This is a genomic window from Pseudomonas sp. MF09156 (genome assembly GCF_059862305.1).
The window spans coordinates 227,958-250,274 of record NZ_JCBCUR010000007.1 but is presented as its reverse complement, the minus strand read 5'-3'; the positions used below and the strand labels follow the sequence as shown (position 1 = coordinate 250,274).

Genomic DNA, 22,317 nt, shown 5'->3' with positions numbered 1-22,317 from the left:
AACAACTAACAGTACGGGTTAGGGTACGCCCCTATTGAACTTTGATTGGAGAGCATCCCTTGCCTCTGCGTAGCACGTTTACCCGTTTCTTCCAGCTTGAAGCGGCCAGCGGCCTGTTACTGATCGCTGCAGCCGCCTTGGCGCTGATCATCAACAACTCGCCGCTGTCCCATCTCTACAACAGCTTTCTTGACGTGCCCGTCGCCGTACAAATCGGCGCCCTGCAAATCGCCAAGCCGTCGCTGCTATGGATCAACGACGGCCTGATGGCCCTGTTCTTCCTGCTGATCGGTCTGGAGGTCAAGCGCGAGTTGCTCGATGGCCACTTGTCCAAGCCTTCCCAGGTCGTGCTGCCAGGCGCTGCAGCCATCGGCGGCATGGTGGTGCCGGCGCTGATCTACTGGGCGCTGAATAAGGATAACCCGGCGGCGCTGGGCGGCTGGGCCATCCCGATGGCCACCGATATCGCCTTTGCCCTTGGCGTGTTGGCCCTGCTGGGCAAGCGTGTACCGGTGTCACTGAAGCTGTTCCTGATGACCCTGGCGATCATCGATGACCTGGGCGCCATCATCGTCATCGCGATTTTCTATTCCAGCGAACTGTCCACCGCGTCGCTGGCAGGGGCAGGTGCCTGCCTTGTCGCGCTGATAGCCATGAACCGCCTGGGCGTGGTCAAGCTCGGGCCGTACCTGATCATCGGCCTGATCCTGTGGGTCTGCGTGCTCAAGAGTGGGGTTCATGCCACCCTGGCTGGCGTCACCCTGGCGTTCTGCATTCCGCTGCGCACCAAGAACGCCGAACCCTCGCCCCTGCTGGGCCTGGAACACGCGCTGCACCCGTGGGTGGCCTACGGCATCCTGCCGCTGTTCGCGTTTGCCAACGCCGGCGTGTCGCTGGCCGGGGTCAACCTGGAGAGCTTTACCCACCATGTGCCAATGGGTATCGCCGCCGGCCTGCTGGTGGGCAAGACGGTCGGTGTGTTTGGGCTGACCTGGCTCGCGGTGAAAACCGGGCTGGCTGCCCTGCCGACCGGCGCCAATTGGGGCCAGGTCATGGGCGTGGCCATCCTGTGCGGTATCGGCTTCACCATGAGCCTGTTTGTCGGCTCGCTGGCGTTCGTGCCGGGCAGTAGCGAATACGCCGGGATGGACCGGATGGGTATTCTCACCGGCTCGATCCTGGCGGCATTGATTGGTTATGCAGTGACGGCGATGGCCAGTCGTAAGCAAGCGGCTACCAGCGCTTAACGCGCTGGCACGCTCAACTTAGCACCCAATAAAAAACCCCGCCCGGTCACCCGGTCGGGGTTTTTCTTTGACCGCCGGCCCCTTAACGGGTAACGCGGCTGGTACCGTCTACAGTCATGATGCGCACACGGTCACCAATGCGGAAGATCTCGTTTTCCTGCACGGCCTGGACGTAGGCGCGCATGCTGCCGTCGTCTTCGCGCACGGTGATTTCGACGCCCTGGGTGCGGGTCAGGCCTTCTTCGGTGGCCGAGCCCAGCAGGCCGCCGGCCACGGCACCGATAACAGCCGTCACGATGCTGCCACGGCCGCCACCGATGGCGCTACCGCCAACACCGCCGATGACTGCGCCTGCTGCGCCGCCGATTGGGGTCTTGGTGCCTTCGATCTTGACCGGACGCAGGGATTCAATGGTGCCCATGCGCACGCTCTGCACACGACGTGCTTCGTCACGGGAGTACGAGTCGCCGGTCAGACTGGAGGCGCAGCCACCCAGCAGCAACGACATGGTGGTAAAGCAGGCAACCAGCAAAACAGACTTACGCATAGCATCAACTCCATAGGACATATCTTAATTAGACTCCGCTGCTTGACGCCTGTCACGGCAAGGCCCGGAGAAAATTGCTTTCATTCAGCCCCAGTACAGACAGGCTGTACCGCGAAAATCGACGAACGGTAGCAACCGCATCCAGACAAGGAGTTTCATGGACTACTTCATCATTGTAGCTACCACCGCCGCCGGCCTGTATTTCCACTGGTGGCTGTACCAGCGAATCAAGCGCTGGATGGACCGCGACCTGGCGCTGTCCCTGGCTGGAGACGATCAGCACAAGCGCATCTTTATGCTGCAACAGTTGGACCGCGCCAAGGCTGAGAAGGTCAAGCGTAGGGATTTGCCGCAGTGGCTGCAGGACGCAGCACGGCAATACACACCACAAGCCCCGGAGTAGAGACCTCGGCAAGAACACCAAGATCAAAGGTGAGAGCTGTCGAGCTCTGGCGAGGCTGCGATAGGGGGTGTATCAGATAACCTGAAGTGGGCAGTGCCGCCATCATCGCAGCCTTGCCCGGGCTCGGGTGCTTAAAGGGCCCTCAGGGCGCCAGTCGCTCGCGGGTCCAGTCGGCACCCTGCAAACGATAGTTCAAGCGATCATGCAAGCGGCTCGCCCGACCCTGCCAGAACTCGATGCGCTCGGGCAGCAGGCGATAACCACCCCAGTGTTGCGGACAATCCGGTTGGGTCTCGCTGAAACGCTGCTCGGTCAGCGTGAGCAAATCCTGCAATTGCTGGCGATCACGGATCACCTGGCTTTGCGGGGAAGCCCAGGCGCCGATGCGGCTACCCAGGGGACGCACCTGATAATAGGCGTCCGACTCCTCGGGCGTGACCTTGACCACCCGCCCCTCGATACGCACCTGGCGTTCCAGGGTCGGCCAGAAGAAGGTCATGGCAGCAAACGGGCTGGCTGCCAATTGCTGGCCCTTGGCACTCTGGTAGTTGGTGAAGAAGGTAAAGCCCTGGGCATCCAGCCCCTTGAGCAGCAGGACGCGGCAGTGAGGCCGGCCCTCCTGGTCCACGGTCGCCAGGGTCATGGCATTGGCCTCCACCGGTGGCTGCTCGGTCTTGACCGCATCGTTGAACCACTGGTGGAACAAGGCAAACGGCTCGTCCGGGGCCTGGGCCTCGCTCAAACCGTCCCGTGTGTAGTCACGGCGCATATCAGCCAGTGCCTGGGTCATGCGGCTTTATCCTTCTCGCTCAACTACTCAGTTTTTTGCCTGGTCGTTTGCCGCTACTTTTTTCGCTGGCGTTGCATCCTTGGCGGCAGCTGGCTTTTTGGCAGCCGGCTTGGCGGCGGCTTTCTTCGCGGCTGGCTTGGCGGCGGCCTTCTTGGCAGGTGCTTTCTTGGCGGCAACGGCTTTCTTGGCGACCGGTGCTGGGGCAACAACGTCCTGTACCGCAACCAGCTCAGGCTTCGGTGGGTTTGGCGAGTTGTACTTGCTCAGCAGTGCCAGCATGGTAGTGCGCTGGGTGAACATGATCTCCATGCGACGGTTCAAGGCACGGCCCTGGGTGCTGTCGTTGGCGGCGCGGGGCATCAGGTCACCCATGCCACGCAGCATCAGGCGGTCCTGCTTCAGGCCGCTGAGGCTGAAGATCGAGGCAATGGACTGCGCACGCTCCTTGGTCAGGGGCTGGTTCTGCACGGTATCGATGTGACCCAGGACGAGCACGGCAGTCTTCGGATCCTTTTCAACAGCCTTGGCGACACGGGTGAACGGGCCCAGGGTCACTGGCAACAACATTGCAGGGCGTTTCGGGTTGTACGAACCATCGACCGGGGCAATCACCACCAGCACGTTGTCGCGACGTTCCAGTTGCAGGTTGCTGTCCTTGATCGCGGCACGCAGGCGCGGCTCGTAGTCGTCCAGCCAGGCCTGGGTGATTTTCGGGTCGGGCATCGGGATGTTGGTCACATCGACTTTGCTCAACGGTTTTGGCTTGCTTTCAAACGGCCACCACCATTTGGTATCGCTTTCAGTCTTGGCGACCACCGGGGCAGCAGCCGCGGCTGGCGTTGCCGCCTGCAGATCGGCCTTGAGGTCTGCCTTGGCATCAGCCGCCTTGGCATCGGCCTTGGCGGTAACATCCTTGGTCGCCGACTTGTCGAACCCGAATGACCACCAATGCTCGCCAGACGCATCATTTTGTGGAGTTTGTGCACAGCCAGTAATAGTGAGGCAGAGCGCCAGTGCCAAGGACTTGTTCGATAACATGAGATATCCACAAAATGAGAAAACACAGGGGTCTGGATGACCCGTTAAACAGACGCTTCACGAAGTTTAAAGTAACAATACTTTTCAAGCGCCTTTTGTAGGTGCCTTTTTAACAAAAAAACGCCAGACAGCAAGCTATTTACAGACAACCGGCCAATATTCTTACCAACTTTTGCGCGCGCGGGTCCATAAGTACATACGGCCCCAGAGTATTGGTCACGAAACCAAATGCTACATCATGTTCCGGATCGGCAAAGCCCACCGAGCCACCGGCCCCGGGATGCCCAAATGCACGTGGGCCAAGGCCGAAGGTCGCATTGGGCACATCTGGCTGGTCCAACATGCAGCCCAGGCCAAAACGGGTTTGCGTCAATAAGGTTTTATCCAGCCCGATACTGTGCTCGCGGGTCAGTTGTTCAAGCATCTCGGCTTCCAACAAACTTCCATCCAACAAACCACTATAAAACCCGGCCAAACTGCGCGCATTGCCATGCCCATTTGCCGCCGGCTGCTGCATACGACGCCACTCGGGTTTATTAGTGCTGGTTAGTATAGAGGGCGGATTGGTAAACGCCCGGGTAGTCATTGCCGCAGGTTCGCGCAGGGTGACCTGTAATAGCCTCTGGGCTGCCTCATCCCCCATGTTGCCTTTGCTCCGGGCAATGTGGGCGACGCGATAGAACTCTGCGTCGGCCAACCCGACATGGAAGTCCAGGCCCAACGGGCGGGCAACCCGGGCCACAATCGACTCCCCCGGCCCACGCCCATCGGCGCGACGCAGCAGTTCACCGACCAGCCAGCCATAGGTGATGGCGGCGTAGCCATGGCCCTCGCCGGGTGTCCACCAGGGAGCCTCGGCGGCCAGGGCAGCGGTCATCAAGGGCCAGTCATACAGGGCCTCGGCGGGCAATATTTCACGCAGCGCTGGCAGCCCGGCCTTATGGCACAGTAGTTGGCGCAAGGTGATGTTTTCCTTGCCTGCCGCGGCGAACTCCGGCCAGTAGTTGGCAACCGGGGCGTCCAACTGCAATTTGCCTTCGGCAACCAGTTGCAGGGCGGTGACGGCGGTGAAGGTCTTGGTGCAGGAAAACAGGTTGGCAATAGTGTCGCTATGCCAGGCCTCGGCACCGTCCTTGTCGGCGGTGCCGGCCCACAGGTCGAGGACGGTTTCGCCGCCAATCTGCACACACAGCGCCGCACCACGCTCCTGAGGGTCGTCAAACAGTGCGCTGAAGGCTTCACCCACTGCTTCGAATTGAAGCTCGTAATGACCCTGAATCTGCACCTGCATCCCCCTCGGAAAAGACTTGCGTTAAATGGCGCCCATTGTTCCAGTCATTACGGGGTTTGGGAACCCGTTGCCGCGTGGGCGACCTTGGCTTTTTCGGCTTCCCGACCCAATTGCTGGATCGCCGCCAGATTGCTTTTACGCACACTGTCGACGAAGCCCTGGAACGGCACATCGGTGATCCCCACCAGGCCGAAATGGCCATTCTCACCGTCCAGCAAACGCCCGGTCACCGGCTGGTCGAGGTACTGGAACCAGTGCACACCGACAATCGACGGCTCGGCCATGGCCTGCTTGAGGAAGGTCGCATAGGCCGGGCCGCGCGCCTCTTCCCTGGCCAATGGCGTCAAGCCGCCCCAGAACGGGCCACGGTCGGCCGAGCCGACGTTGAACTCGCTGATCAGTACCGGCTTGTCCAGCGCGCGCAGGGCGGCGAAGTCATGACCGTCCTGGGGCTTGAGGGTGTACATGTTGAAGCTCAGCACATCGCAATACTGGGCGCAGGACGCCACGGCTTCCGGCGTGCTGACCGCATAGCGGCCCCCCAGCAGCAACTGGTTGGGCGCGTGCCATTTCAGCGCATCGGAGATGGTCTTGAAGTAGGCGTCGGCGAAAGTCTTCTGGAAATACTGGAAATCAGCCTCGATTTCCGGATGTTCGGGGTTAGGAACCGGCGGCTCGAAGCCCGGATCTTCCATCAACTCCCAGCCAGCCAGGTGAATGCCCCAGGCTTTGGACAGGCCGTCTTCGTTGCGATATTTATCGCGCAGTTGCTTGAGGAACGCACGTTTGGCCGGCACATCGGTAGTCATGCGCAGGGTGCCGTAGGCCAGGGCATAACGGGATTTTGCATCATTGCCAGGACCGGCCCACGCCAGTTCGTTATCGGCAAAGAAGCCGATCAACCAGGGATCGTCGCGATGGTCACGGGTGGCAATCGCCACGGCCCGCTCGGTGGCCATGGCAAAGCGCGGGTCGAAGGGATCGGGCATGCCTCCCCACCAGTCGATCCCGGTGCTGATACTGGTGTAGTCGCCAATGATCGACAGCGCCAAGGTGTAAGGCACGCGATCTGCGCCAACCAGCTGCGGGGCGCTCCAGTTGCCGACGGTATTGAAACCCCAGGCCTGCAGGCGGTCCAGGGTGTGGCCGACCCAGCGCGCCTGGTCGAAACCTTCGGAGCCATAAGTGCGTTGCAGATTGGCCCCGTAGAAATCGTACCAGCGCCCCACATTGAAGCCGCGCCCGACATCCGCGCCATTGCCGCCACGGTTATCGCCACTGCCATAATATTTGTCGAAAGGCTCACCCGCCTTGGGCAGTGCGCCAAACATCCACTCGCGCCCGGCGACATAGGTCTGGCTGTTGGCCGGGCTCACGGTGTTGACGCCCAGGGAGTAGAACGGATGCCCCAGCGGAGTCACCAGGTACCAGCGCCCGTCGCGCTTTTCGGTGCGAAAGAAACCGCTGGCGTCAAAGGCCGGGCCCTTGGTCCAGCCGCCAAACTTGTCCAAATTGGCCTTGTCACGCTCCGCGAGCCAGCCCTTGAGCAGTTGCTGCTCCTTGGCGGCCGCAGCCTTGAGTTGCTCGTCGCTGCTGACTTTTTCCGGCCAGCGCGCACGGGTGGACTGCCCATAGGCATCCACCAGCTCACTGTAGGCGGCCTTGAGCACCGGTTCGCTGTCCTGCACACCAAAGCGCTCCAGCAGGATGCTTTGCGGCGCGACCGGCTGGATCATCGATAGAGTGACCGAGACCACCTGGCTGCGGTCGATTTCCCCAGCACTGGCGGCCAGCATCACACGCTGCCCGTCCACGGTGATCGGCATCGGCGGCCCGGCCTTCATGCCCTGGCTCAAGGGCGAATTGGCTTGCAGCGGCACCAGCAGGGTTTGCGCAGGCCCCGCCGGCAAATCGATACGACTGACCAGGGTCTTGCCGTCGCTGCTCTGCACCTTGACATACAAGGTCAGCGCCCAGTCCATCGCACTCTGGATGCGCAGGCTCATGGCAGTCGATTGCGACCAGTCCCACACCCCGCTCTGCGGGCTGAGCACCAGGCTCGGCTGTGCCGCCGGGTTAAAGGTGATGCGGCGCAGCACCTCGCCTTCCGGGGTCTGTTCGGCGTTGTATTGCGGCAAGCTGGCGTCCTGGGTCGCCACCTTGACCACATCGGCCGGCCGGACAAAGTTGAACAGCGTCTGTTGCCCGGCCGGCGCGGCCAGCAATGGCGCGGCGAACAACAAGGCAAAAAGAGCAGGCAGCGTGCGGATCATACGAACAAGGTTCTCCCAATCGGCCGGTGAATGGCCTGATGACATACATGAGATAGACCACGAAGTGGGCGAATTCGCCCACTGTGGATTAAGAAATTTCGCGCCGGAAAGGCGGCAAGGCATTCAGGATAGCCTTGCCATAGCGCTGGGTGACCAGACGGCGGTCGAGCAAGGTGATGGTGCCCCGGTCCTCCTCGGTACGCAGCAAGCGGCCACAAGCCTGGACCAGCTTCAACGAGGCGTCCGGCACCGAGATTTCCATGAACGGATTGCCGCCCCGGGCTTCAATCCATTCGGCCAGCGCCGCCTCGACCGGATCGTCCGGCACCGAGAACGGGATCTTCGCGATCACCACGTGTTCACAGTAGGCGCCGGGCAAGTCGACACCTTCGGCAAAGCTCGCCAGGCCGAACAACACGCTGGAGTCCCCGCCATCGACCCGTGCCTTGTGCTTGTTCAGGGTTTCCTGTTTCGACAGGTTGCCCTGGATAAACACCTGCTTGCGCCAGTCGCGGTCGAGGCCGTCGAACACGTCCTGCATCTGCTTGCGTGACGAAAACAGCACCAGGGTGCCCTTGGAACCTTCCACCAGCGATGGCAGGTCACGAATGATTGCTGCGGTGTGCGCCGGCGCATCCCGTGGGTCGGCCTTGAGGTCCGGCACCCGCAGCACGCCGGCGTCGGCATGGTGGAACGGGCTGGGGACCACGGCGGTGACGGCTTTTTTCGGCAGGCCGGCGCGCATGCGGAACCGGTCGAAGGTGCCCAGGGCGGTCAGGGTGGCCGAAGTCACCAGGGCGCCGTAGGCCACGTTCCACAGGTTGCGTCGGAGCATTTCTGCGGCGAGGATCGGGCTGGCGTTGACCTCGATATCGAACAGCGCGCCGCTCTCCGACAGCGTCAGCCAGCGGGCCATGGGCGGGTTATCTTCCGGGTCTTCAACGGTGAAGGCGGTCCATAACTCCCAGTTGCCCTGGGCGCGGGACAGCAGGCTGCCAAACAACGGATACCACTCTTCGGCCTGGTTGCTGGCGATACCGATATTGACCTCGCCATCCATGCCTTCCTTGAGCAGGTCGGTCAGGCGCGTGAACAGATCGGTGAGGCGTGAGAAGCCCTTCTTCAGCTCCACGCCCATCTCGCGCATATGCTCGGGGATCAGGCCGCCGACAAAACGATGGCGCGGCCGTTCGCGGCCTTCGACGTCTTCGCCAGGCTTGAAGTCCGCCACCTGCTCGCAGGCGCTGAACATGAACTGTTGCTGGGTCTTGATCTCCCGCGCCAGCTCCGGCACCTGCTCGATCAGCTTGCCCAGGTCGCCCGGCAGCGGATGCTGGGCCAGCAGCTTGGTGAGGTTCTTGGCGGTGGTTTCCAGCCAGTCGGCAGTGGAACGCAGGCGCGTGTAGTGGGCAAAGTGGCCGATGGCCTTGTCCGGCAAGTGGTGGCCTTCGTCGAACACGTACAGGGTGTCACGCGGGTCGGGCAGCACGGCGCCGCCGCCCAGGGCCAGGTCGGCGAGGACCATGTCGTGGTTGGTGACGATCACGTCGACCTTGCCCATGCCCTCGCGGGCCTTGTAGAAGGCGCACTGGCCGAAGTTGGGGCAATGCCGGTTGGTGCACTGGCTGTGATCGGTGGTCAGGCGCGCCCAGTCGGCGTCTTCCAGGGCGTTGGGCCAGCTGTCGCGGTCACCATCCCACTTATTACCGGCCAGCTTTTCGATCATGCTGGTAAACAGCTTCTGGCTGGCCTCATCGACTTCGATCTTGAAGCCTTCTTCTTCGAACAGCGAGGCCGTGGCGGTTTGCGCGTGGCCTTCCTGCAGCAGCACATCCAGCTTGGACAGGCACATATAGCGGCCACGGCCCTTGGCCAGGGCGAAGGTGAAGCTCAGGCCGCTGTTGCGCATCAGGTCCGGCAGGTCTTTGTAGACGATCTGCTCTTGCAGGGCCACGGTGGCGGTGGCAATCACCAGGCGCTTGCCGGCGGCCTTGGCAGTCGGAATCGCCGCCAGGCTGTAGGCCACGGTCTTGCCAGTACCGGTGCCGGCCTCGACGGCCACGACCGCAGGGTCGCCACTGCGCCGGCCTTCATCGTCGGTGTCGATATCCCCGAGGACCTTGGCCACTTCGGCGATCATCAGGCGCTGGCCGTAGCGCGGTTTCAAGCTCTTGGCTTCGAGAAAACGCGAGTAGGCGCCCTGGATCGTGGTTTTGAGTTCAGTGCTGATCATGGATAGTCGGGCGCAAAAAACGCTGGATAAATTTTCAGTGGTTCGGATCGGCCGCTATCATACCCCGCTAATTAATCCCGCGCAGAACGGAGTACCTCAATGACCGTGTTTAGCCTTGCCTACACCCTGCATGTATTGGCCGCCCTGGTCTGGGTCGGTGGTATGTTTTTCGCCTGGATGATCCTGCGCCCAGCCGCTGTGGCGGCGCTTGAGGGGCCGGCGCGACTTAAACTGTGGATGAATGTGTTTCCGCGTTTTTTCGTGTGGGTCTGGGTCGCGGTGCTGATCTTGCCGATCAGTGGCGTTGGATTGTTGCAGTTGCGCTTCAACGGGTTTGAAACCGCACCGCGTTATGTACAGGTGATGATGGGCCTGTATGTGGTGATGACGGCGCTGTTTATCCGCATCCAGGCGTTACAACTGCCTGAACTGCGCACGGCCGTGGCGGCCGAGGACTGGGCGACTGGCGCGCAGGTGCTGGGAAGAATCCGAAAGTTGGTAGGGATCAATCTGATTGTTGGGTTGGTAGTGGTGGGTGTGGCTTCGGCCCGGCCGATGTTCTGAAGGTGTTCCTCAGTGCCTCATCGCGGGCAAGCCCGCTCCCACACTTTGATTTGTGAATACCTTAAAAAGGTGGGAGTGGGCTTGCCCGCGATAGGGCCGGTGCCAATCGCTCAAAGTCGCTGGATGCTCACTGAACCGGCAGGCCCCGCCGGCCCAGCCTGGCCTTCCAACCCCGGCCGGCCTTTCTCGCCGCCGTCGGCGCGATACACCAGGCAGCCCTTGGACACCCCGCCCTTGCCCGGCTTGCCGGCCACACCTGGCAAGCCGCCTGCACCGCCATCGACCCAGACCTTGATCTGCTCGCTCGGATAGTCCAGCGGCAATTCAATACGCACCGCCGCGCCTGCGGCCCCCGGCAGGCCGTCACCGCCGTTGTCACCATTGGCGCCACGCCCGGCCGAGCCCCAGGTGCACCCCGGGTCTTCACCGTTGGCGCCATCCAAGCCGCTATAACCTTGGGCGCCGGTGCCACCACGGGCATCGACGGACAGTTCCGCCGCGCTCAATTGGTTGATCCGCAAGGTCAGGTCACGCCCAGGCCGGGCCGGTTTTTCATGGGTGCCGGGCGCGCCACGGGAGGTGATCTGGCTGCCATGTTCCAACTGCGCATGCTGCACCTGCAATTGCAAGGCCCTGGCGCTGGGCACGATGGCGATCCGCGCTTCGCGGCCCAGGTGCAATTCGTCGACAGTGACCTGGGTGATATTGGCCGGAATCAGCAAAGTGCCATAGTCGGCCACTTCCAGGCGCTCCAGCTGCAGCACGCTGGTGCTGTTGGGCAAGCGCAGCAACGAGTTGGTCTCGACACTGACGCTTTCGGCCAGGGCGATGGGGCTGACCAATAGGGCCAGGAGTAAAACCTTACGCATGATTGGCATCCTTGTTGTCGTGGTCAGCCGCAGGCGCAGGCAGGCTCTTTATATGGAACATCCCCAGCAACAGGATCAGCAGGCGGTCACGCCAGGGGTGGGCACGATGTTTGACGCTGGCGTTGAACAACACCAACTCCAGAAGATGGACCAGCAACAACAGGCTGCCGACCAGGTTGACCAACAGATGAAATGGATTGGTCAGCGGTTTGAACAGATTGACCAGCACAACCGCCCAGAACAGCAACGCCAGCAACTTCCCCACTCGCAACAACAGCTTCATGCCCTACGCCCCCTGCACATTATTCTTTGGGCGCACAGTAACGAGTTCTACAGGCGATTTGCCAGTGAAGGATTAAAAAACTTGAGAAGGCGGCGACTTGGCGGCCAGATCGCCGAGATTCATCGGACACAGCCGTAAGAAATGCCCCTGGCAACACCCAGGGGCATATCAGAAATGTCTTAGCGGTTGATTTGAATTTCCACGCGGCGATTCAGGGTACGACCGTCGGCGGTTTTGTTGTCGGCCACTGGATGGGTTTCACCGGCGCCCGTCACCGACACAAAGTTGCTACGGGGCACACCGGCGCCGACCAGGTAATCGGTGACCGAATGCGCGCGTTTTTCCGAGAGCCTTTGGTTGTAGGCATCTTTGCCGACGCTGTCGGTATGCCCGCTAACCCGCAGTTGGGCGCTTGGCGCTTCCTGTTTCAGGCGTGTGGCGATGGTATCGAGCTTGGTTTTATCGGCAGCCGTCAGCCGGGCCGAGTCGAATTCGAAGTGTACGTCGCGAATCACGATGGTCTCTTCCTTGACCACCACCACTTCTTCGACGATGACCGCCTCAGGTACTGGCGGGCAGCCATTGGCATCGACCTGTACGCCCTTGGGGGTGCCCGGGCACTGGTCGCGGCTGTCGGGCACGCCGTCGCCGTCTTCGTCAGCGTCGCCATGGACCCAGCAATAGGCGCCGGCCATGCCGCCGATCAACAACGCCCCACCGCCGGCCCATGAAGAGCTTTCAGTAGCGCCCAGTGCAGCACCCGTCACGCCGCCGAGGGCAGCACAGGTGGGCCAGTCGGTTTTTTGCAAGCCTGCGCAACCTGTCAATACTCCGGTTAGCAGAACCAAAGGTAGAGCTGTCCGCATGATGCTCATTTGATTTCTCCTGAGGGGATCGGCCGCAAGCCGATGGGTGGAGTAAAGACCGCGATTTTCATCTGCGCCAGGCCGCCAACCCCCGTATTCATTGGCCGAAGTGGCTTCTGGCGAGCAACAGGCCAGCGTGCGCTCTAGGCCCGCACGCTCAAGCAGGCTAGTCTTCACGGTTCTGATGTGAGGATCTTCGATGACCGCCGGCAATTCTTCCCGTACGCCGCAGCAAGCACTCGCTGCCCTGCTTGATCGCCAAGCCCCCAAACGCCTGCTGGTATTGGGCGCCGGCCACTTCCCTGCGCTGGATGCATTCAAGCAGGCCCACCCAGACACCGTGGTCTGCACCGCAGGGCCTGGACCATTGCCACCCGAGTTGGCCGCCCAGCGATTTGACCTGGCCCTGGTGGTCGACTGCCTGGAGCACCTGTCAAAACGTGCAGGGTTGGAGCTGCTGGGCGGCGTGCGCAACCTCAACGCCAGCCGCATCGCCGTCCTCGCCGACCTGGCGGCCTGCAGCTGGAAGGACACTGATTTTTTCTCCCTGGCCTTGCAGACCAGCGAGCATTTTTGCCGCGACAATCAGGTACTGACGCTGTTTACCTACGATCTGCTTGAATACAAACAGGTGCCGGACTGGCTGAACGCCCGGTTCTGGGCCAACCCGGAAAACTTCGGAAAGTATTGGTGGTAACCATGAGTACATCCATTTGCCCTTGCGGCAGCGGCAACTTGCTGGATGCCTGCTGCGGCCATTACCACACTGGCCACCCCGCGCCCTGCGCCACCGCGTTGATGCGCTCACGCTACAGCGCCTATGTGCTGGGGCTGGTGGATTATCTGGTGGCGACTACGCTACCGGCACAACAGAGCGGCCTCGACCGTGATGCCATTGGGGCCTGGAGCGCGCAAAGCACCTGGCTGGGTCTGGAGGTGGAAAGTTCCGAGGTGTTTGGGGGGCAGCCGGAACATGCCTTCGTTACCTTTACCGCGCGCTGGCATGACAGCACCGGCGAACACAGCCACCGGGAACAGTCGTCTTTCGTACAGAACGACGGGCGCTGGTACTTTATTGATCCTACGGTGGAGGTGAAGGCCGGGCGTAATGATGCCTGCCTGTGCGGCAGTGGGCAGAAGTTCAAGAAGTGCTGTTCCAGTTACCTGTAAAAACCACGGACACCGCGCTAAACCACACAACTCTCGTCATCGTTGACGACCATCGCCGGCAAGCCGGCTCCTACAAGGGATTGAGCCATGGTCAGCCGATTACGAACCTATAGCTGTTTACTGATACTGACCGTTGGCCTCTCGGGCTGCGCGTCCTGGTTCGCCGATGACACACCGGCACCACAAATCCACCTGGTCAAGGTCGAGTTGGTGCGGGCCAAGCTGCTGGAGCAGAAGTTCAAGCTGCACTTTCGCGTGGATAACCGTGACGACTCGGACCTCACCGTGCGCGGCCTGATCTACAAAATCAGCCTGGCTGACGTGGAACTGACCGAGGGCGAATCCAACGAGTGGCTGACCATACCGCCCAATGGCCGGGGATTTTTCAAGGTCACGGTGCGCACCAACCTGTGGCCGCAGGTGCGGGAAATCGCCGACCTGTTGAAAAACCCGGACCGCCCCATCCCCTATCGCCTGGAAGGTGAGCTGAAAACCGGATTATTCATCGGTAACGACGTGCACGTGATGCGCAATGACGAGATAATCCCCGGCGATTTTATTCCGGAGCGACACCAATGACTCAGCAACCCCATGTCCATGGTCCCGACTGCAACCACGATCACGATCACCACGATCACGACCATGGCCATGTCCACGGCCCGAACTGCGGCCATGCCCATCAGGAACCGGTGCGCAACGCCCTGAAGGACGTTGGCCGCAACGATCCATGCCCATGCGGCAGCGAGAAGAAGTTCAAGAAGTGCCACGGCGCCTGATACGCGTCCCGCAGGAGCCGGCAAGCCGGCTCCTACAGTTCTATCGATAGACGCAAATATTTCATTGAATTTTCGGCAGGTGGACACTACCTATACCTACAGGCACATCAGCGGGCGCCCTGTCCGTTCAAGCATCACCAATCCTGGAGAGCTTCATGATCGACCTGTATTACTGGACCACCCCCAACGGTCACAAGATTTCGTTGTTCCTGGAAGAAGCCGGCCTGCCCTACGAGGTGCACCCGATCAACATCGGCCAGGGCGACCAGTTCAAGCCAGATTTCCTGAAGATAGCTCCCAACAACCGTATTCCCGCCATTGTCGACCGGCAACCGAGCGACGGGGGCGCACCGATTTCCCTGTTTGAATCCGGCGCCATCTTGCTGTACCTCGCGGAAAAAACCGGCCAGTTCCTGCCCAAGGACCTGCGCGGTCGCCAGGAAGCGTTGCAATGGCTGTTCTGGCAAATGGGCGGCCTGGGCCCGATGGCGGGGCAGAACCACCATTTCAGCCAGTTCGCCCCGGAAAAGATCCCTTACGCCATCAAACGCTACGTGGATGAAACCGCACGCCTCTATGGCGTGCTGGACCGGCGCCTGGCCGACCGCAGTTTCGTCGCTGGCGAGGCCTACAGCATTGCCGATATGGCGATCTACCCGTGGATCGTGTCCCACAAATGGCAGAGCCAACGCCTGGAAGACTTCCCCCATCTGCACCGCTGGTTCAACCTGATCAAGGAACGTCCGGCGACGGTGCGGGCCTATGACCTGGTGCAGAAGGTCAACCCGCCGAAATCCTGATCATGCCCTGTAGGAACTGGCTAGCCGGCGAAGATCGTCAACGAAAACGCCGGGTGCCTGGATAAGCGTGGCGCCTGGTAGTTTTTCGCCGGCAAGCCGGTTCCTACAAGGCTTTGTGAGTGTTTGAAAAAATTAGCATCGCCTCCCGCTTGCGTCGGTTCGCCGCGCTCACTAACGTAGCGCCTTTACTGACGCTACCCCCCGCAGGAGCTTTGCCATGGCCTCGCCAGCCCTCTCACGTTTTCTTCCCCGGTTCGGCGTTGCCGCGGCAGTGGCCAGTGCCTTGGGCCTGGCCGGTTGCCAGTCACTGAACAGCCAGGACACCCTGCCCCCCGTTTCCGGCGTGCAGCCGCTCAAGGGCCTGGCGCAGAATGTTTCCGTGCGGCGCAACAGCCAGGGCATGCCGCTGATTGAAAGCAATACCTTTCACGACGCGCTGTTCGCTCTCGGTTACGTGCACGCTAGCGACCGGATCAACCAGATGGTCACCCTACGGCTGCTGGCCCAGGGCCGCCTGGCAGAGATGTCCGGGCCGGACGTGCTGGATGTCGACCGCTTCATGCGCGCCGTCAACCTGAAGAAAAGCGCCAGCGAGCTGTACAACGCCTCCTCGCCGCGTCTCAAGCGCTTCTTTGAAGTGTATGCCCGCGGGGTCAACGCCTACCTGTTCCGCTACCGCGACAAACTGCCGACGGACCTGGCCCAGACCGGCTACAAGCCCGAATACTGGAAACCGGAAGATTCGGCGCTGCTGTTCTGCCTGCTCAATTTCAGCGAATCAGCCAACTTGCAGGAAGAGTTGTCCGCCCTGGTACTGGCGCAAAAAGTCGGCGCCGACAAACTCGCCTGGCTGACCCCAAGCTACCCGGACGAACCGCTGCCTACGGCAGAGTCCGACAAGCTCAAGGGCATCAATCTAGGGCAGATTCCCGGCGTTGCCGCGCTCACCAGCCTCAACGAGCACCTGGCCAGCCTCAACACCCTTGGGGTTTCCACCTCCAGCAACTGGGCCATCGCCCCGCAACGCAGCCGCAGTGGCCGCAGCCTGCTGGCGAACGATCTGTCGACGCCGATGCAGGCGCCCTCCCTGTGGAATTTCGTACAGATCCGCGCGCCGAAATACCAGGCCGCCGGGGTGTCGATCGCTGGGATTCCTACGCTGCTGTCAGGTTTCAACGGCAAAGTGGCCTGGAGCATGAGCCAGGTGTCCGGCGATACCCAGGACCTGTTCCTGGAGAAGGTCAAGCGCCAGGGCAGCGCGCTGTACTACGAGCACAACGGCAAATGGCTACCGGCCATCGTGCGTAACGAAACCTTCTTCGCCAAGGGCCAGCGGCCAATTCGCGAGACGGTGTACGAAACCCGCCACGGCCCGCTGCTCAACAGCGCCCAGTCGCTGACCAGCGGCTACGGCCTGGCCCTACAAACCGCCGACTTCAAGGACGACAAGAGCCTGGATGCGTTTTTTGACCTGTCCCGGGCGCAGAACGTGGAAAAAGCCTCGGACGCCAGCCGGGAGATTCGTGCGATCCCGCTGAACATGGTGTTTGCCGACGCCAGCAATATCGGCTGGCAGGTCACCGGGCGCTTCCCCAACCGTCGCGAAGGTGAAGGCCTGTTGCCATCCCCAGGTTGGGACGGGCGCTTTGACTGGGACGGCTATGCCGATGCGATGCTGCACCCCTATGACCAGGACCCGCCACAGGGTTGGGTCGGCACGGCCAACCAGCGCAGCGTGCCCCATGGTTATGGCATGCAACTGTCCAACTCCTGGGCCGCGCCGGAGCGCAGCGAGCGCCTGGCGCAGCTGGCCGGCAACGGCAAGCACGACAGCCGTAGCGTGATTGCCATGCAGTACGACCAGACCACGCTGTTCGCCGCCAAACTTAAAAGCATGTTCCAGGCACCGGGCATGGCCCAGCCTCTGAAACAGGCGATCGATGCCCTGCCGGCCGCCGAACGTTCCAAGGCCCAGGAGGCTTTGGGCCGTCTGATGGCGTTCGACGGGCGGCTGGCGGCCACCTCGGCCGACGCGGCGATCTACCAACTGTTCCTGCAGGAAAGCGCCAGGCAGATTTTCCTCGACGAACTGGGCCCGGAATCCAGCGCCACCTGGAAAGCCTTTGTCAGCAACGCCAACCTGTCCTACGCGGCCCAGGCCGACCATCTGCTGGGGCGTGAAGACAGCCCGTTCTGGGATGACCTGCGCACCCCTGGCAAAGAAGACAAACCGGCGATTCTCGCCCGCAGCCTGGCCGCCGCGATCAGCGCCGGCGACAGCCAGTTGGGCGCAGATCACAAGGCCTGGCAGTGGGGCAAACTGCACAGCTACACCTGGAAAAACACCAGGGGCCAGACGATTCGCGGCCCATTGGCAGCAGGTGGCGATCACACTACGTTGAACGCTGCGCCCTACAACTGGGGGCAGGATTTCGCCACCACCCAGGTCCAGGCCCTGCGCATGATCGTGGATTTTGGCCAGGTGGAACCGATGATGGGCCAGGGCGGGATCGGCCAATCCGGCAACCCTGCCAGCCCGTACTATGCCAACGGCATCGATCCGTGGCTCAAGGCGCAGTACCTGAGCTTCCCGATGCAGCCGCAGAACTTTGACAAGGTGTATGGCAAGACCCGATTGACCCTGGTCCCAGGGAAATAACCCCATGTAGGCGCTGGCTTGCCAGCGCCTACAGTTCGTGAGCGGCCCGCACTGCAATGGTGCGCAAGATCTGTAGCGCCCGATATCGGGCGCGCCTCACGTCGCCCCTCGTGTAATCCCACCAATTAAAAAGACTATTCAGAACTATGGTGCAGAAATTGCTACTTGCGATACGTCTGACACCGTTCAGTAACAGTCCTAATCGCGCCACAAGCGCTTATCTTGGTTCCCAGGGATTACATAATGAAAAAAGCATTGCTGACCCTTTCTGCACTCGCGCTGTGCATGGCCGCCGGTACCGCCTTGGCCAAGGAATACAAAGAATTGCGTTTTGGTGTGGACCCTTCCTACGCGCCGTTTGAATCCAAGGCCGCCGACGGCAGCCTGGTGGGCTTCGATATCGACCTGGGCAATGCCATTTGTGCGGAGCTGAAGGTCACCTGCAAGTGGGTAGAAAGTGACTTTGACGGCATGATCCCCGGCCTCAAGGCCAAGAAGTTCGACGGTGTGATTTCGTCCATGACCGTGACCCCGGCCCGCGAGAAGGTCATCGACTTCTCCAGCGAGCTGTTTTCCGGCCCCACTTCCTACGTGTTCAAGAAAGGCTCCGGCCTGAGCGAAGACATCGCGTCCCTCAAGGGCAAGACGGTCGGCTATGAACAAGGCACCATCCAGGAAGCCTATGCCAAGGCCGTGCTGGACAAAGCCGGGATCAAAACCCAGGCCTACCAGAACCAGGACCAGGTGTACGCCGACCTGACCTCAGGCCGCCTCGATGCCTCGATCCAGGACATGCTGCAGGCCGAACTGGGCTTTTTGAAATCGCCACAAGGTGCCGATTACGAAGTCAGCAAACCAGTGGACAGCGAAATGCTGCCATCCAAGACTGCCGTGGGCATCGCAAAAGGTAACAAAGAGCTGAAAGCTCTCTTGGATAAAGGTATCAAAGCGTTACACGATGATGGCACCTACGCCACTATCCAGAAAAAACACTTTGGCGATCTGAACCTCTACAGCGGCAAATAACGCTGCGGCGCCCACCCCCGCACGGGGTGGGCGCACTCTCGATGGCCAAAGGCGTACCCCATGTTTGAAGACCTGTTGCAGACCCTCGGGCTTGGCGCGTTTAGCCTGCAAGGGTTTGGCCCACTGTTGCTGCAAGGCACCTGGATGACCATCAAATTGTCAGTGCTGTCCCTGGCGGTCAGCGTTGTACTGGGCCTGCTCGGCGCCAGTGCCAAGTTGTCGAGCCTGGCGCTGTTGCGCATTCCCGCGCAGCTCTACACCACCTTGATTCGCGGGGTGCCGGACCTGGTGCTGATGCTGCTGATTTTCTACAGCCTGCAAACCTGGCTGACCAGTTTCACCGACTACATGGAATGGGAATACATCGAAATCAACCCGTTCGGCGCCGGGGTGATTACCCTGGGTTTTATCTACGGTGCGTATTTCACCGAGACTTTTCGCGGTGCGATCCTCGCCGTGCCCCGCGGCCAGTTGGAAGCCGCCACGGCATATGGCCTCAAGCGCGGGCAGCGCTTTCGCTACGTGACCTTCCCGCAAATGATGCGCTTCGCCCTGCCGGGCATCGGCAATAACTGGATGGTGATGCTCAAGGCCACGGCGCTGGTGTCGATCATCGGCCTGGCTGATGTGGTCAAGGCCGCCCAGGATGCCGGCAAAAGTACCTACCAACTGTTCTTTTTCCTGGTGGTCGCGGCCTTGATCTACCTGGCCATCACCAGCGCGTCGAACTTCGTCCTGCGCAGGCTCGAAGCCCGTTACGCCGCAGGCTCACGGGAGGCAGTGCGATGATTGAATTGTTGCAGGAATACTGGCGGCCCTTCCTCTACAGCGATGGCAACCACATGACTGGGCTGGCCATGACGATGTGGCTGCTCACGGCCTCGATCTGCATCGGCTTCGTGGTGTCGATCCCACTGTCCATCGCCCGCGTCTCGCGAAACCGCTGGGTGCGCTGGCCGGTGCAGTTCTATACCTACCTGTTTCGCGGCACACCGCTGTATATCCAACTACTGATCTGCTACACCGGCATCTACAGCCTCGCCGCCGTTCGCGCACAACCGGTGCTGGATGGTTTTTTTCGCGACGCAATGAACTGCACGCTCCTCGCATTTGCCCTCAACACCTGCGCCTATACCACGGAGATTTTCGCCGGGGCCATCCGCAGCATGGCCCACGGCGAGGTCGAGGCGGCGAAAGCCTATGGCCTGAGCGGCTGGAAACTGTACGCCTACGTGATCATGCCCTCGGCCCTACGCCGCTCGTTGCCGTACTACAGTAATGAAGTGATCCTGATGCTGCACTCGACGACGGTAGCCTTTACCGCGACGATCCCGGACATCCTCAAAGTGGCCCGGGACGCCAACTCGGCCACCTTCCTCACTTTCCAGTCGTTTGGTATCGCTGCGCTGATCTACCTGACCGTGACCTTTGCCCTGGTCGGTCTGTTTCGTCTGGCGGAGCGTCGCTGGCTGGCCTTTCTCGGGCCGAGCCATTAAGGAGCCCCTATGCGGCAACAGATTCATCCCCTTCTCGCACCGGTGCCAGGCACGGCACGGCAGATCCACAGTTTCCACTTCGGGCCAGAGCAGGCCGAAGGCAAAATCTACATCCAATCCTCGCTACACGCCGACGAACTGCCCGGCATGCTGGTGGCCTGGCACTTGAAGGGACGCTTGGCGGAACTGGCCGCGGCCGGCCGCCTGCGCAGCGAAATCGTGCTGGTGCCAGTCGCCAACCCGGCGGGCCTTGAGCAAGTACTGATGGACACGCCCCTGGGCCGCTACGAGCTGGAGAGCGGGCAGAACTTCAATCGCCTGTTCTTCGATCTCAGCGAAGAAGTCGGCAATCAGGTCGAGGGCCTGTTGGGGGATAATCCCAGGCGCAACGTCGCACTGATCCGCGACAGTCTGCGCCAGGCCCTCGACCGCCATGTACCAGCCACACAACTGCAATCCCAGCGCCTGGTGCTGCAACGCCTGGCCTGTGACGCCGATATGGTGCTGGACCTGCATTGCGACTTCGAAGCCGTGGCCCACCTTTACACCACCCCCGAGGCCTGGCCGCAGGTCGAGCCGCTGGCCCGTTATATCGGCGCCGAAGCCAGCCTGTTGGCCACCGATTCGGGCGGACAATCCTTCGATGAGTGTTTCACCCTGCTCTGGTGGCAGTTGCAGCAACGTTTTGGCGAGCGTTTCCAGATCCCCCTGGGCAGCTTTTCCGTGACCCTGGAGTTGCGCGGCCAGGGCGATGTCAATCACGGCCTGGCCAGCCTCGATTGCCAGGCGATCATCGACTACCTGATCCGATTTGGCGCGATCAGCGGCGATCCTGCGCCCCTGCCCGACTTGCCCTACCCCGCTACGCCGCTGGCCGCCGTCGAACCAGTGGCGACCCCGGCGGGCGGCTTGCTGGTGTTCCACGCGTTGCCAGGGCAATACCTGGAGGCCGGGGAACTGGTGGCCGAGATCATCGACCCGATTCACGACCACGTCACGCCCATCCACTGCCGCCATGCCGGCCTGATGTATGCCCGTTCGCTGCGGCGCATGGCCACGGCGGGCATGGTGATTGCCCATGTCGCCGGCCTTACGCCCTATCGCAGCGGCTATTTACTATCGCCTTGAGGATGCACGCCCCATGTACAAACTGACCGTTGAAGGCCTGCATAAAAGCTATGGCGACCATGAGGTGCTCAAAGGGGTTTCGCTCAAGGCCAAAAGCGGGGATGTGATCAGCCTGATCGGCGCCAGCGGCTCTGGCAAAAGCACGTTCCTGCGTTGTATCAACTTCCTTGAACAACCCAATGACGGCGCCATGAGCCTTGATGGCCAGCCGATCCGCATGGTCAGCGACCGCCACGGCATGCGCGTGGCCGACGAAGCCGAGCTACAACGCCTGCGCACCCGCCTGGCGATGGTGTTCCAGCACTTCAACTTGTGGAGCCATATGAGCGTGCTGGAGAACATCACCATGGCCCCACGCCGGGTCTTGGGTTGCAGCAAGAAGGACGCGGAGGACCGTGCCCGGCGCTATCTGGACAAGGTTGGGCTGCCCGCACGGGTGGCGGAGCAGTATCCGGCGTTCCTGTCGGGTGGCCAGCAGCAACGGGTGGCCATCGCCCGTGCCCTGGCGATGGAGCCGGAGGTGATGCTGTTCGACGAGCCGACATCGGCCCTGGACCCGGAGCTGGTGGGCGAAGTGCTGAAGGTGATCCAGGGGTTGGCCGAAGAGGGGCGGACCATGATCATGGTGACCCACGAGATGAGTTTTGCGCGCAAAGTGTCCAGCCAGGTGCTGTTCTTGCACCAAGGCCTGGTGGAGGAGGAAGGCAAGCCGGAAGACGTGCTGGGCCATCCGAAAAGCGAGCGGCTGCAACAGTTCCTGCGCGGCAACCTGTAGGAGCCGGCTTGCCGGCGATAACGGAGTCTCAGGTACCGATGCTGTAAAAACTTAGACCGCATCGCCGGCAAGCCGGCTCCTAC

The 22,317-nt window shown here is 61.4% G+C and carries 22 protein-coding genes and 1 pseudogene; 14 read left to right on the top strand and 9 right to left on the bottom strand.

Annotated features, from left to right (window positions below):
* The first annotated feature begins 59 nt into the window (after positions 1-59).
* Positions 60-1,247, top strand: coding sequence for a Na+/H+ antiporter NhaA (nhaA, locus tag AC19YY_RS18195; RefSeq protein WP_169955490.1), 1,188 nt, complete (start codon positions 60-62; stop codon positions 1,245-1,247).
* Between the two features lie 82 nt (positions 1,248-1,329).
* Here the strand turns inward: nhaA and AC19YY_RS18190 are convergent, their stop codons facing one another.
* The gene (locus AC19YY_RS18190) at positions 1,330-1,794 is read right to left on the bottom strand and encodes an outer membrane lipoprotein (protein WP_029297142.1); all 465 of its coding nucleotides are present in this window, start codon (positions 1,792-1,794) and stop codon (positions 1,330-1,332) included.
* A gap of 157 nt (positions 1,795-1,951) precedes the next feature.
* On the opposite strand from AC19YY_RS18190, the gene AC19YY_RS18185 reads away from it, so the two are divergent.
* Complete coding sequence (locus AC19YY_RS18185) at positions 1,952-2,197, top strand: hypothetical protein (RefSeq protein ID WP_500604618.1); 246 nt, start codon at positions 1,952-1,954, stop codon at positions 2,195-2,197.
* A gap of 142 nt (positions 2,198-2,339) precedes the next feature.
* On the opposite strand, the gene pdxH is transcribed toward AC19YY_RS18185, so the two are convergent.
* The 5 genes and pseudogenes from pdxH to dinG form a co-directional block, all read right to left on the bottom strand.
* A complete protein-coding gene (pdxH, locus tag AC19YY_RS18180; RefSeq protein WP_170058345.1) occupies positions 2,340-2,987 on the bottom strand; it encodes a pyridoxamine 5'-phosphate oxidase in 648 nt (215 codons plus the stop codon).
* Positions 2,988-3,014: 27 nt separating this feature from the next.
* The gene (locus tag AC19YY_RS18175) at positions 3,015-4,025 is read right to left on the bottom strand and encodes an OmpA family protein (RefSeq protein ID WP_169955487.1); all 1,011 of its coding nucleotides are present in this window, start codon (positions 4,023-4,025) and stop codon (positions 3,015-3,017) included.
* 139 nt (positions 4,026-4,164) lie between these two features.
* A complete protein-coding gene (locus AC19YY_RS18170; protein WP_500604617.1) occupies positions 4,165-5,310 on the bottom strand; it encodes a serine hydrolase domain-containing protein in 1,146 nt (381 codons plus the stop codon).
* Between the two features lie 65 nt (positions 5,311-5,375).
* Positions 5,376-7,589: pseudogene (locus AC19YY_RS18165) on the bottom strand (beta-galactosidase); the annotation flags it as partial.
* A gap of 88 nt (positions 7,590-7,677) precedes the next feature.
* Positions 7,678-9,822, bottom strand: a complete 2,145-nt coding sequence (dinG, locus tag AC19YY_RS18160; RefSeq protein WP_032858113.1) for an ATP-dependent DNA helicase DinG — start codon at positions 9,820-9,822, stop codon at positions 7,678-7,680.
* A 99-nt stretch (positions 9,823-9,921) separates the two neighbouring features.
* Here dinG and AC19YY_RS18155 point away from each other — a divergent pair, with 99 nt between their 5' ends.
* The gene (locus AC19YY_RS18155; RefSeq protein ID WP_169955483.1) at positions 9,922-10,386 is read left to right on the top strand and encodes a CopD family protein; all 465 of its coding nucleotides are present in this window, start codon (positions 9,922-9,924) and stop codon (positions 10,384-10,386) included.
* Positions 10,387-10,496: 110 nt separating this feature from the next.
* Here AC19YY_RS18155 and AC19YY_RS18150 read toward each other — a convergent pair whose 3' ends face one another.
* From AC19YY_RS18150 to AC19YY_RS18140, 3 genes are all read right to left on the bottom strand, one after another.
* The gene (locus tag AC19YY_RS18150) at positions 10,497-11,255 is read right to left on the bottom strand and encodes a collagen-like domain-containing protein (RefSeq protein WP_170058342.1); all 759 of its coding nucleotides are present in this window, start codon (positions 11,253-11,255) and stop codon (positions 10,497-10,499) included.
* Positions 11,248-11,538: a DUF1145 domain-containing protein gene (locus tag AC19YY_RS18145; protein ID WP_432755152.1), complete on the bottom strand. Its 291-nt coding sequence runs from the start codon at positions 11,536-11,538 to the stop codon at positions 11,248-11,250. The genes AC19YY_RS18150 and AC19YY_RS18145 overlap by 8 nt, the downstream gene beginning before the upstream one ends.
* A gap of 179 nt (positions 11,539-11,717) precedes the next feature.
* A complete protein-coding gene (locus AC19YY_RS18140; RefSeq protein ID WP_500604616.1) occupies positions 11,718-12,413 on the bottom strand; it encodes a PA1041 family peptidoglycan-binding anchor lipoprotein in 696 nt (231 codons plus the stop codon).
* 190 nt (positions 12,414-12,603) lie between these two features.
* Here AC19YY_RS18140 and AC19YY_RS18135 point away from each other — a divergent pair, with 190 nt between their 5' ends.
* The 11 genes from AC19YY_RS18135 to AC19YY_RS18085 all read left to right on the top strand — a co-directional run bounded on the left by AC19YY_RS18135 (position 12,604) and on the right by AC19YY_RS18085 (position 22,234).
* The gene (locus AC19YY_RS18135; protein WP_169955479.1) at positions 12,604-13,101 is read left to right on the top strand and encodes a DUF6231 family protein; all 498 of its coding nucleotides are present in this window, start codon (positions 12,604-12,606) and stop codon (positions 13,099-13,101) included.
* 2 nt (positions 13,102-13,103) lie between these two features.
* Entirely contained in the window at positions 13,104-13,574 is a 471-nt protein-coding gene (locus AC19YY_RS18130; RefSeq protein WP_500604615.1) for a YchJ family protein, read from the top strand.
* A gap of 87 nt (positions 13,575-13,661) precedes the next feature.
* Positions 13,662-14,153, top strand: coding sequence for an LEA/WHy family protein (locus AC19YY_RS18125; protein ID WP_169955478.1), 492 nt, complete (start codon positions 13,662-13,664; stop codon positions 14,151-14,153).
* Entirely contained in the window at positions 14,150-14,350 is a 201-nt protein-coding gene (locus AC19YY_RS18120) for an SEC-C metal-binding domain-containing protein (RefSeq protein ID WP_003189235.1), read from the top strand. The genes AC19YY_RS18125 and AC19YY_RS18120 overlap by 4 nt, the downstream gene beginning before the upstream one ends.
* 155 nt (positions 14,351-14,505) lie before the next feature.
* Positions 14,506-15,150 (top strand): glutathione S-transferase N-terminal domain-containing protein, encoded by a 645-nt coding sequence (locus tag AC19YY_RS18115; protein WP_169955477.1) that lies wholly within the window; start codon positions 14,506-14,508, stop codon positions 15,148-15,150.
* Between the two features lie 217 nt (positions 15,151-15,367).
* Positions 15,368-17,809, top strand: a complete 2,442-nt coding sequence (locus tag AC19YY_RS18110; RefSeq protein WP_500604614.1) for a penicillin acylase family protein — start codon at positions 15,368-15,370, stop codon at positions 17,807-17,809.
* Positions 17,810-18,052: 243 nt separating this feature from the next.
* On the top strand, positions 18,053-18,835 hold the full coding sequence (locus tag AC19YY_RS18105; RefSeq protein ID WP_169955475.1) for a transporter substrate-binding domain-containing protein: 783 nt from the start codon (positions 18,053-18,055) through the stop codon (positions 18,833-18,835).
* 60 nt (positions 18,836-18,895) lie between these two features.
* Positions 18,896-19,624: an ABC transporter permease gene (locus AC19YY_RS18100; protein WP_169955474.1), complete on the top strand. Its 729-nt coding sequence runs from the start codon at positions 18,896-18,898 to the stop codon at positions 19,622-19,624.
* Positions 19,621-20,331 carry an ABC transporter permease gene (locus tag AC19YY_RS18095; RefSeq protein ID WP_169955473.1) on the top strand — a complete coding sequence of 237 codons (711 nt, stop codon included), beginning with the start codon at positions 19,621-19,623 and terminating at the stop codon, positions 20,329-20,331. Before AC19YY_RS18100 ends, AC19YY_RS18095 begins: the two co-directional genes overlap by 4 nt.
* Before the next feature lie 9 nt (positions 20,332-20,340).
* Positions 20,341-21,459, top strand: a complete 1,119-nt coding sequence (locus AC19YY_RS18090) for a succinylglutamate desuccinylase/aspartoacylase family protein (protein WP_500604613.1) — start codon at positions 20,341-20,343, stop codon at positions 21,457-21,459.
* A gap of 13 nt (positions 21,460-21,472) precedes the next feature.
* Positions 21,473-22,234: an ABC transporter ATP-binding protein gene (locus AC19YY_RS18085; RefSeq protein WP_500604612.1), complete on the top strand. Its 762-nt coding sequence runs from the start codon at positions 21,473-21,475 to the stop codon at positions 22,232-22,234.
* The last annotated feature ends 83 nt before the right edge of the window (positions 22,235-22,317 follow it).

Bases quoted from the DNA above. Each gene is read 5' to 3' on its own strand.
- AC19YY_RS18125 (WP_169955478.1), top strand. From the start codon at position 13,662: ATGGTCAGCCGATTACGAACCTATAGCTGTTTACTGATACTGACCGTT.
- AC19YY_RS18135 (WP_169955479.1), top strand. From the start codon at position 12,604: ATGACCGCCGGCAATTCTTCCCGTACGCCGCAGCAAGCACTCGCTGCC.
- AC19YY_RS18085 (WP_500604612.1), top strand. From the start codon at position 21,473: ATGTACAAACTGACCGTTGAAGGCCTGCATAAAAGCTATGGCGACCAT.
- AC19YY_RS18100 (WP_169955474.1), top strand. From the start codon at position 18,896: ATGTTTGAAGACCTGTTGCAGACCCTCGGGCTTGGCGCGTTTAGCCTG.
- AC19YY_RS18150 (WP_170058342.1), bottom strand. From the start codon at position 11,255: ATGCGTAAGGTTTTACTCCTGGCCCTATTGGTCAGCCCCATCGCCCTG.
- AC19YY_RS18155 (WP_169955483.1), top strand. From the start codon at position 9,922: ATGACCGTGTTTAGCCTTGCCTACACCCTGCATGTATTGGCCGCCCTG.
- AC19YY_RS18145 (WP_432755152.1), bottom strand. From the start codon at position 11,538: ATGAAGCTGTTGTTGCGAGTGGGGAAGTTGCTGGCGTTGCTGTTCTGG.
- AC19YY_RS18090 (WP_500604613.1), top strand. From the start codon at position 20,341: ATGCGGCAACAGATTCATCCCCTTCTCGCACCGGTGCCAGGCACGGCA.
- AC19YY_RS18105 (WP_169955475.1), top strand. From the start codon at position 18,053: ATGAAAAAAGCATTGCTGACCCTTTCTGCACTCGCGCTGTGCATGGCC.
- AC19YY_RS18185 (WP_500604618.1), top strand. From the start codon at position 1,952: ATGGACTACTTCATCATTGTAGCTACCACCGCCGCCGGCCTGTATTTC.
- AC19YY_RS18130 (WP_500604615.1), top strand. From the start codon at position 13,104: ATGAGTACATCCATTTGCCCTTGCGGCAGCGGCAACTTGCTGGATGCC.
- AC19YY_RS18175 (WP_169955487.1), bottom strand. From the start codon at position 4,025: ATGTTATCGAACAAGTCCTTGGCACTGGCGCTCTGCCTCACTATTACT.
- AC19YY_RS18115 (WP_169955477.1), top strand. From the start codon at position 14,506: ATGATCGACCTGTATTACTGGACCACCCCCAACGGTCACAAGATTTCG.
- AC19YY_RS18110 (WP_500604614.1), top strand. From the start codon at position 15,368: ATGGCCTCGCCAGCCCTCTCACGTTTTCTTCCCCGGTTCGGCGTTGCC.
- AC19YY_RS18120 (WP_003189235.1), top strand. From the start codon at position 14,150: ATGACTCAGCAACCCCATGTCCATGGTCCCGACTGCAACCACGATCAC.
- dinG (WP_032858113.1), bottom strand. From the start codon at position 9,822: ATGATCAGCACTGAACTCAAAACCACGATCCAGGGCGCCTACTCGCGT.
- AC19YY_RS18140 (WP_500604616.1), bottom strand. From the start codon at position 12,413: ATGAGCATCATGCGGACAGCTCTACCTTTGGTTCTGCTAACCGGAGTA.
- pdxH (WP_170058345.1), bottom strand. From the start codon at position 2,987: ATGACCCAGGCACTGGCTGATATGCGCCGTGACTACACACGGGACGGT.
- AC19YY_RS18095 (WP_169955473.1), top strand. From the start codon at position 19,621: ATGATTGAATTGTTGCAGGAATACTGGCGGCCCTTCCTCTACAGCGAT.
- AC19YY_RS18190 (WP_029297142.1), bottom strand. From the start codon at position 1,794: ATGCGTAAGTCTGTTTTGCTGGTTGCCTGCTTTACCACCATGTCGTTG.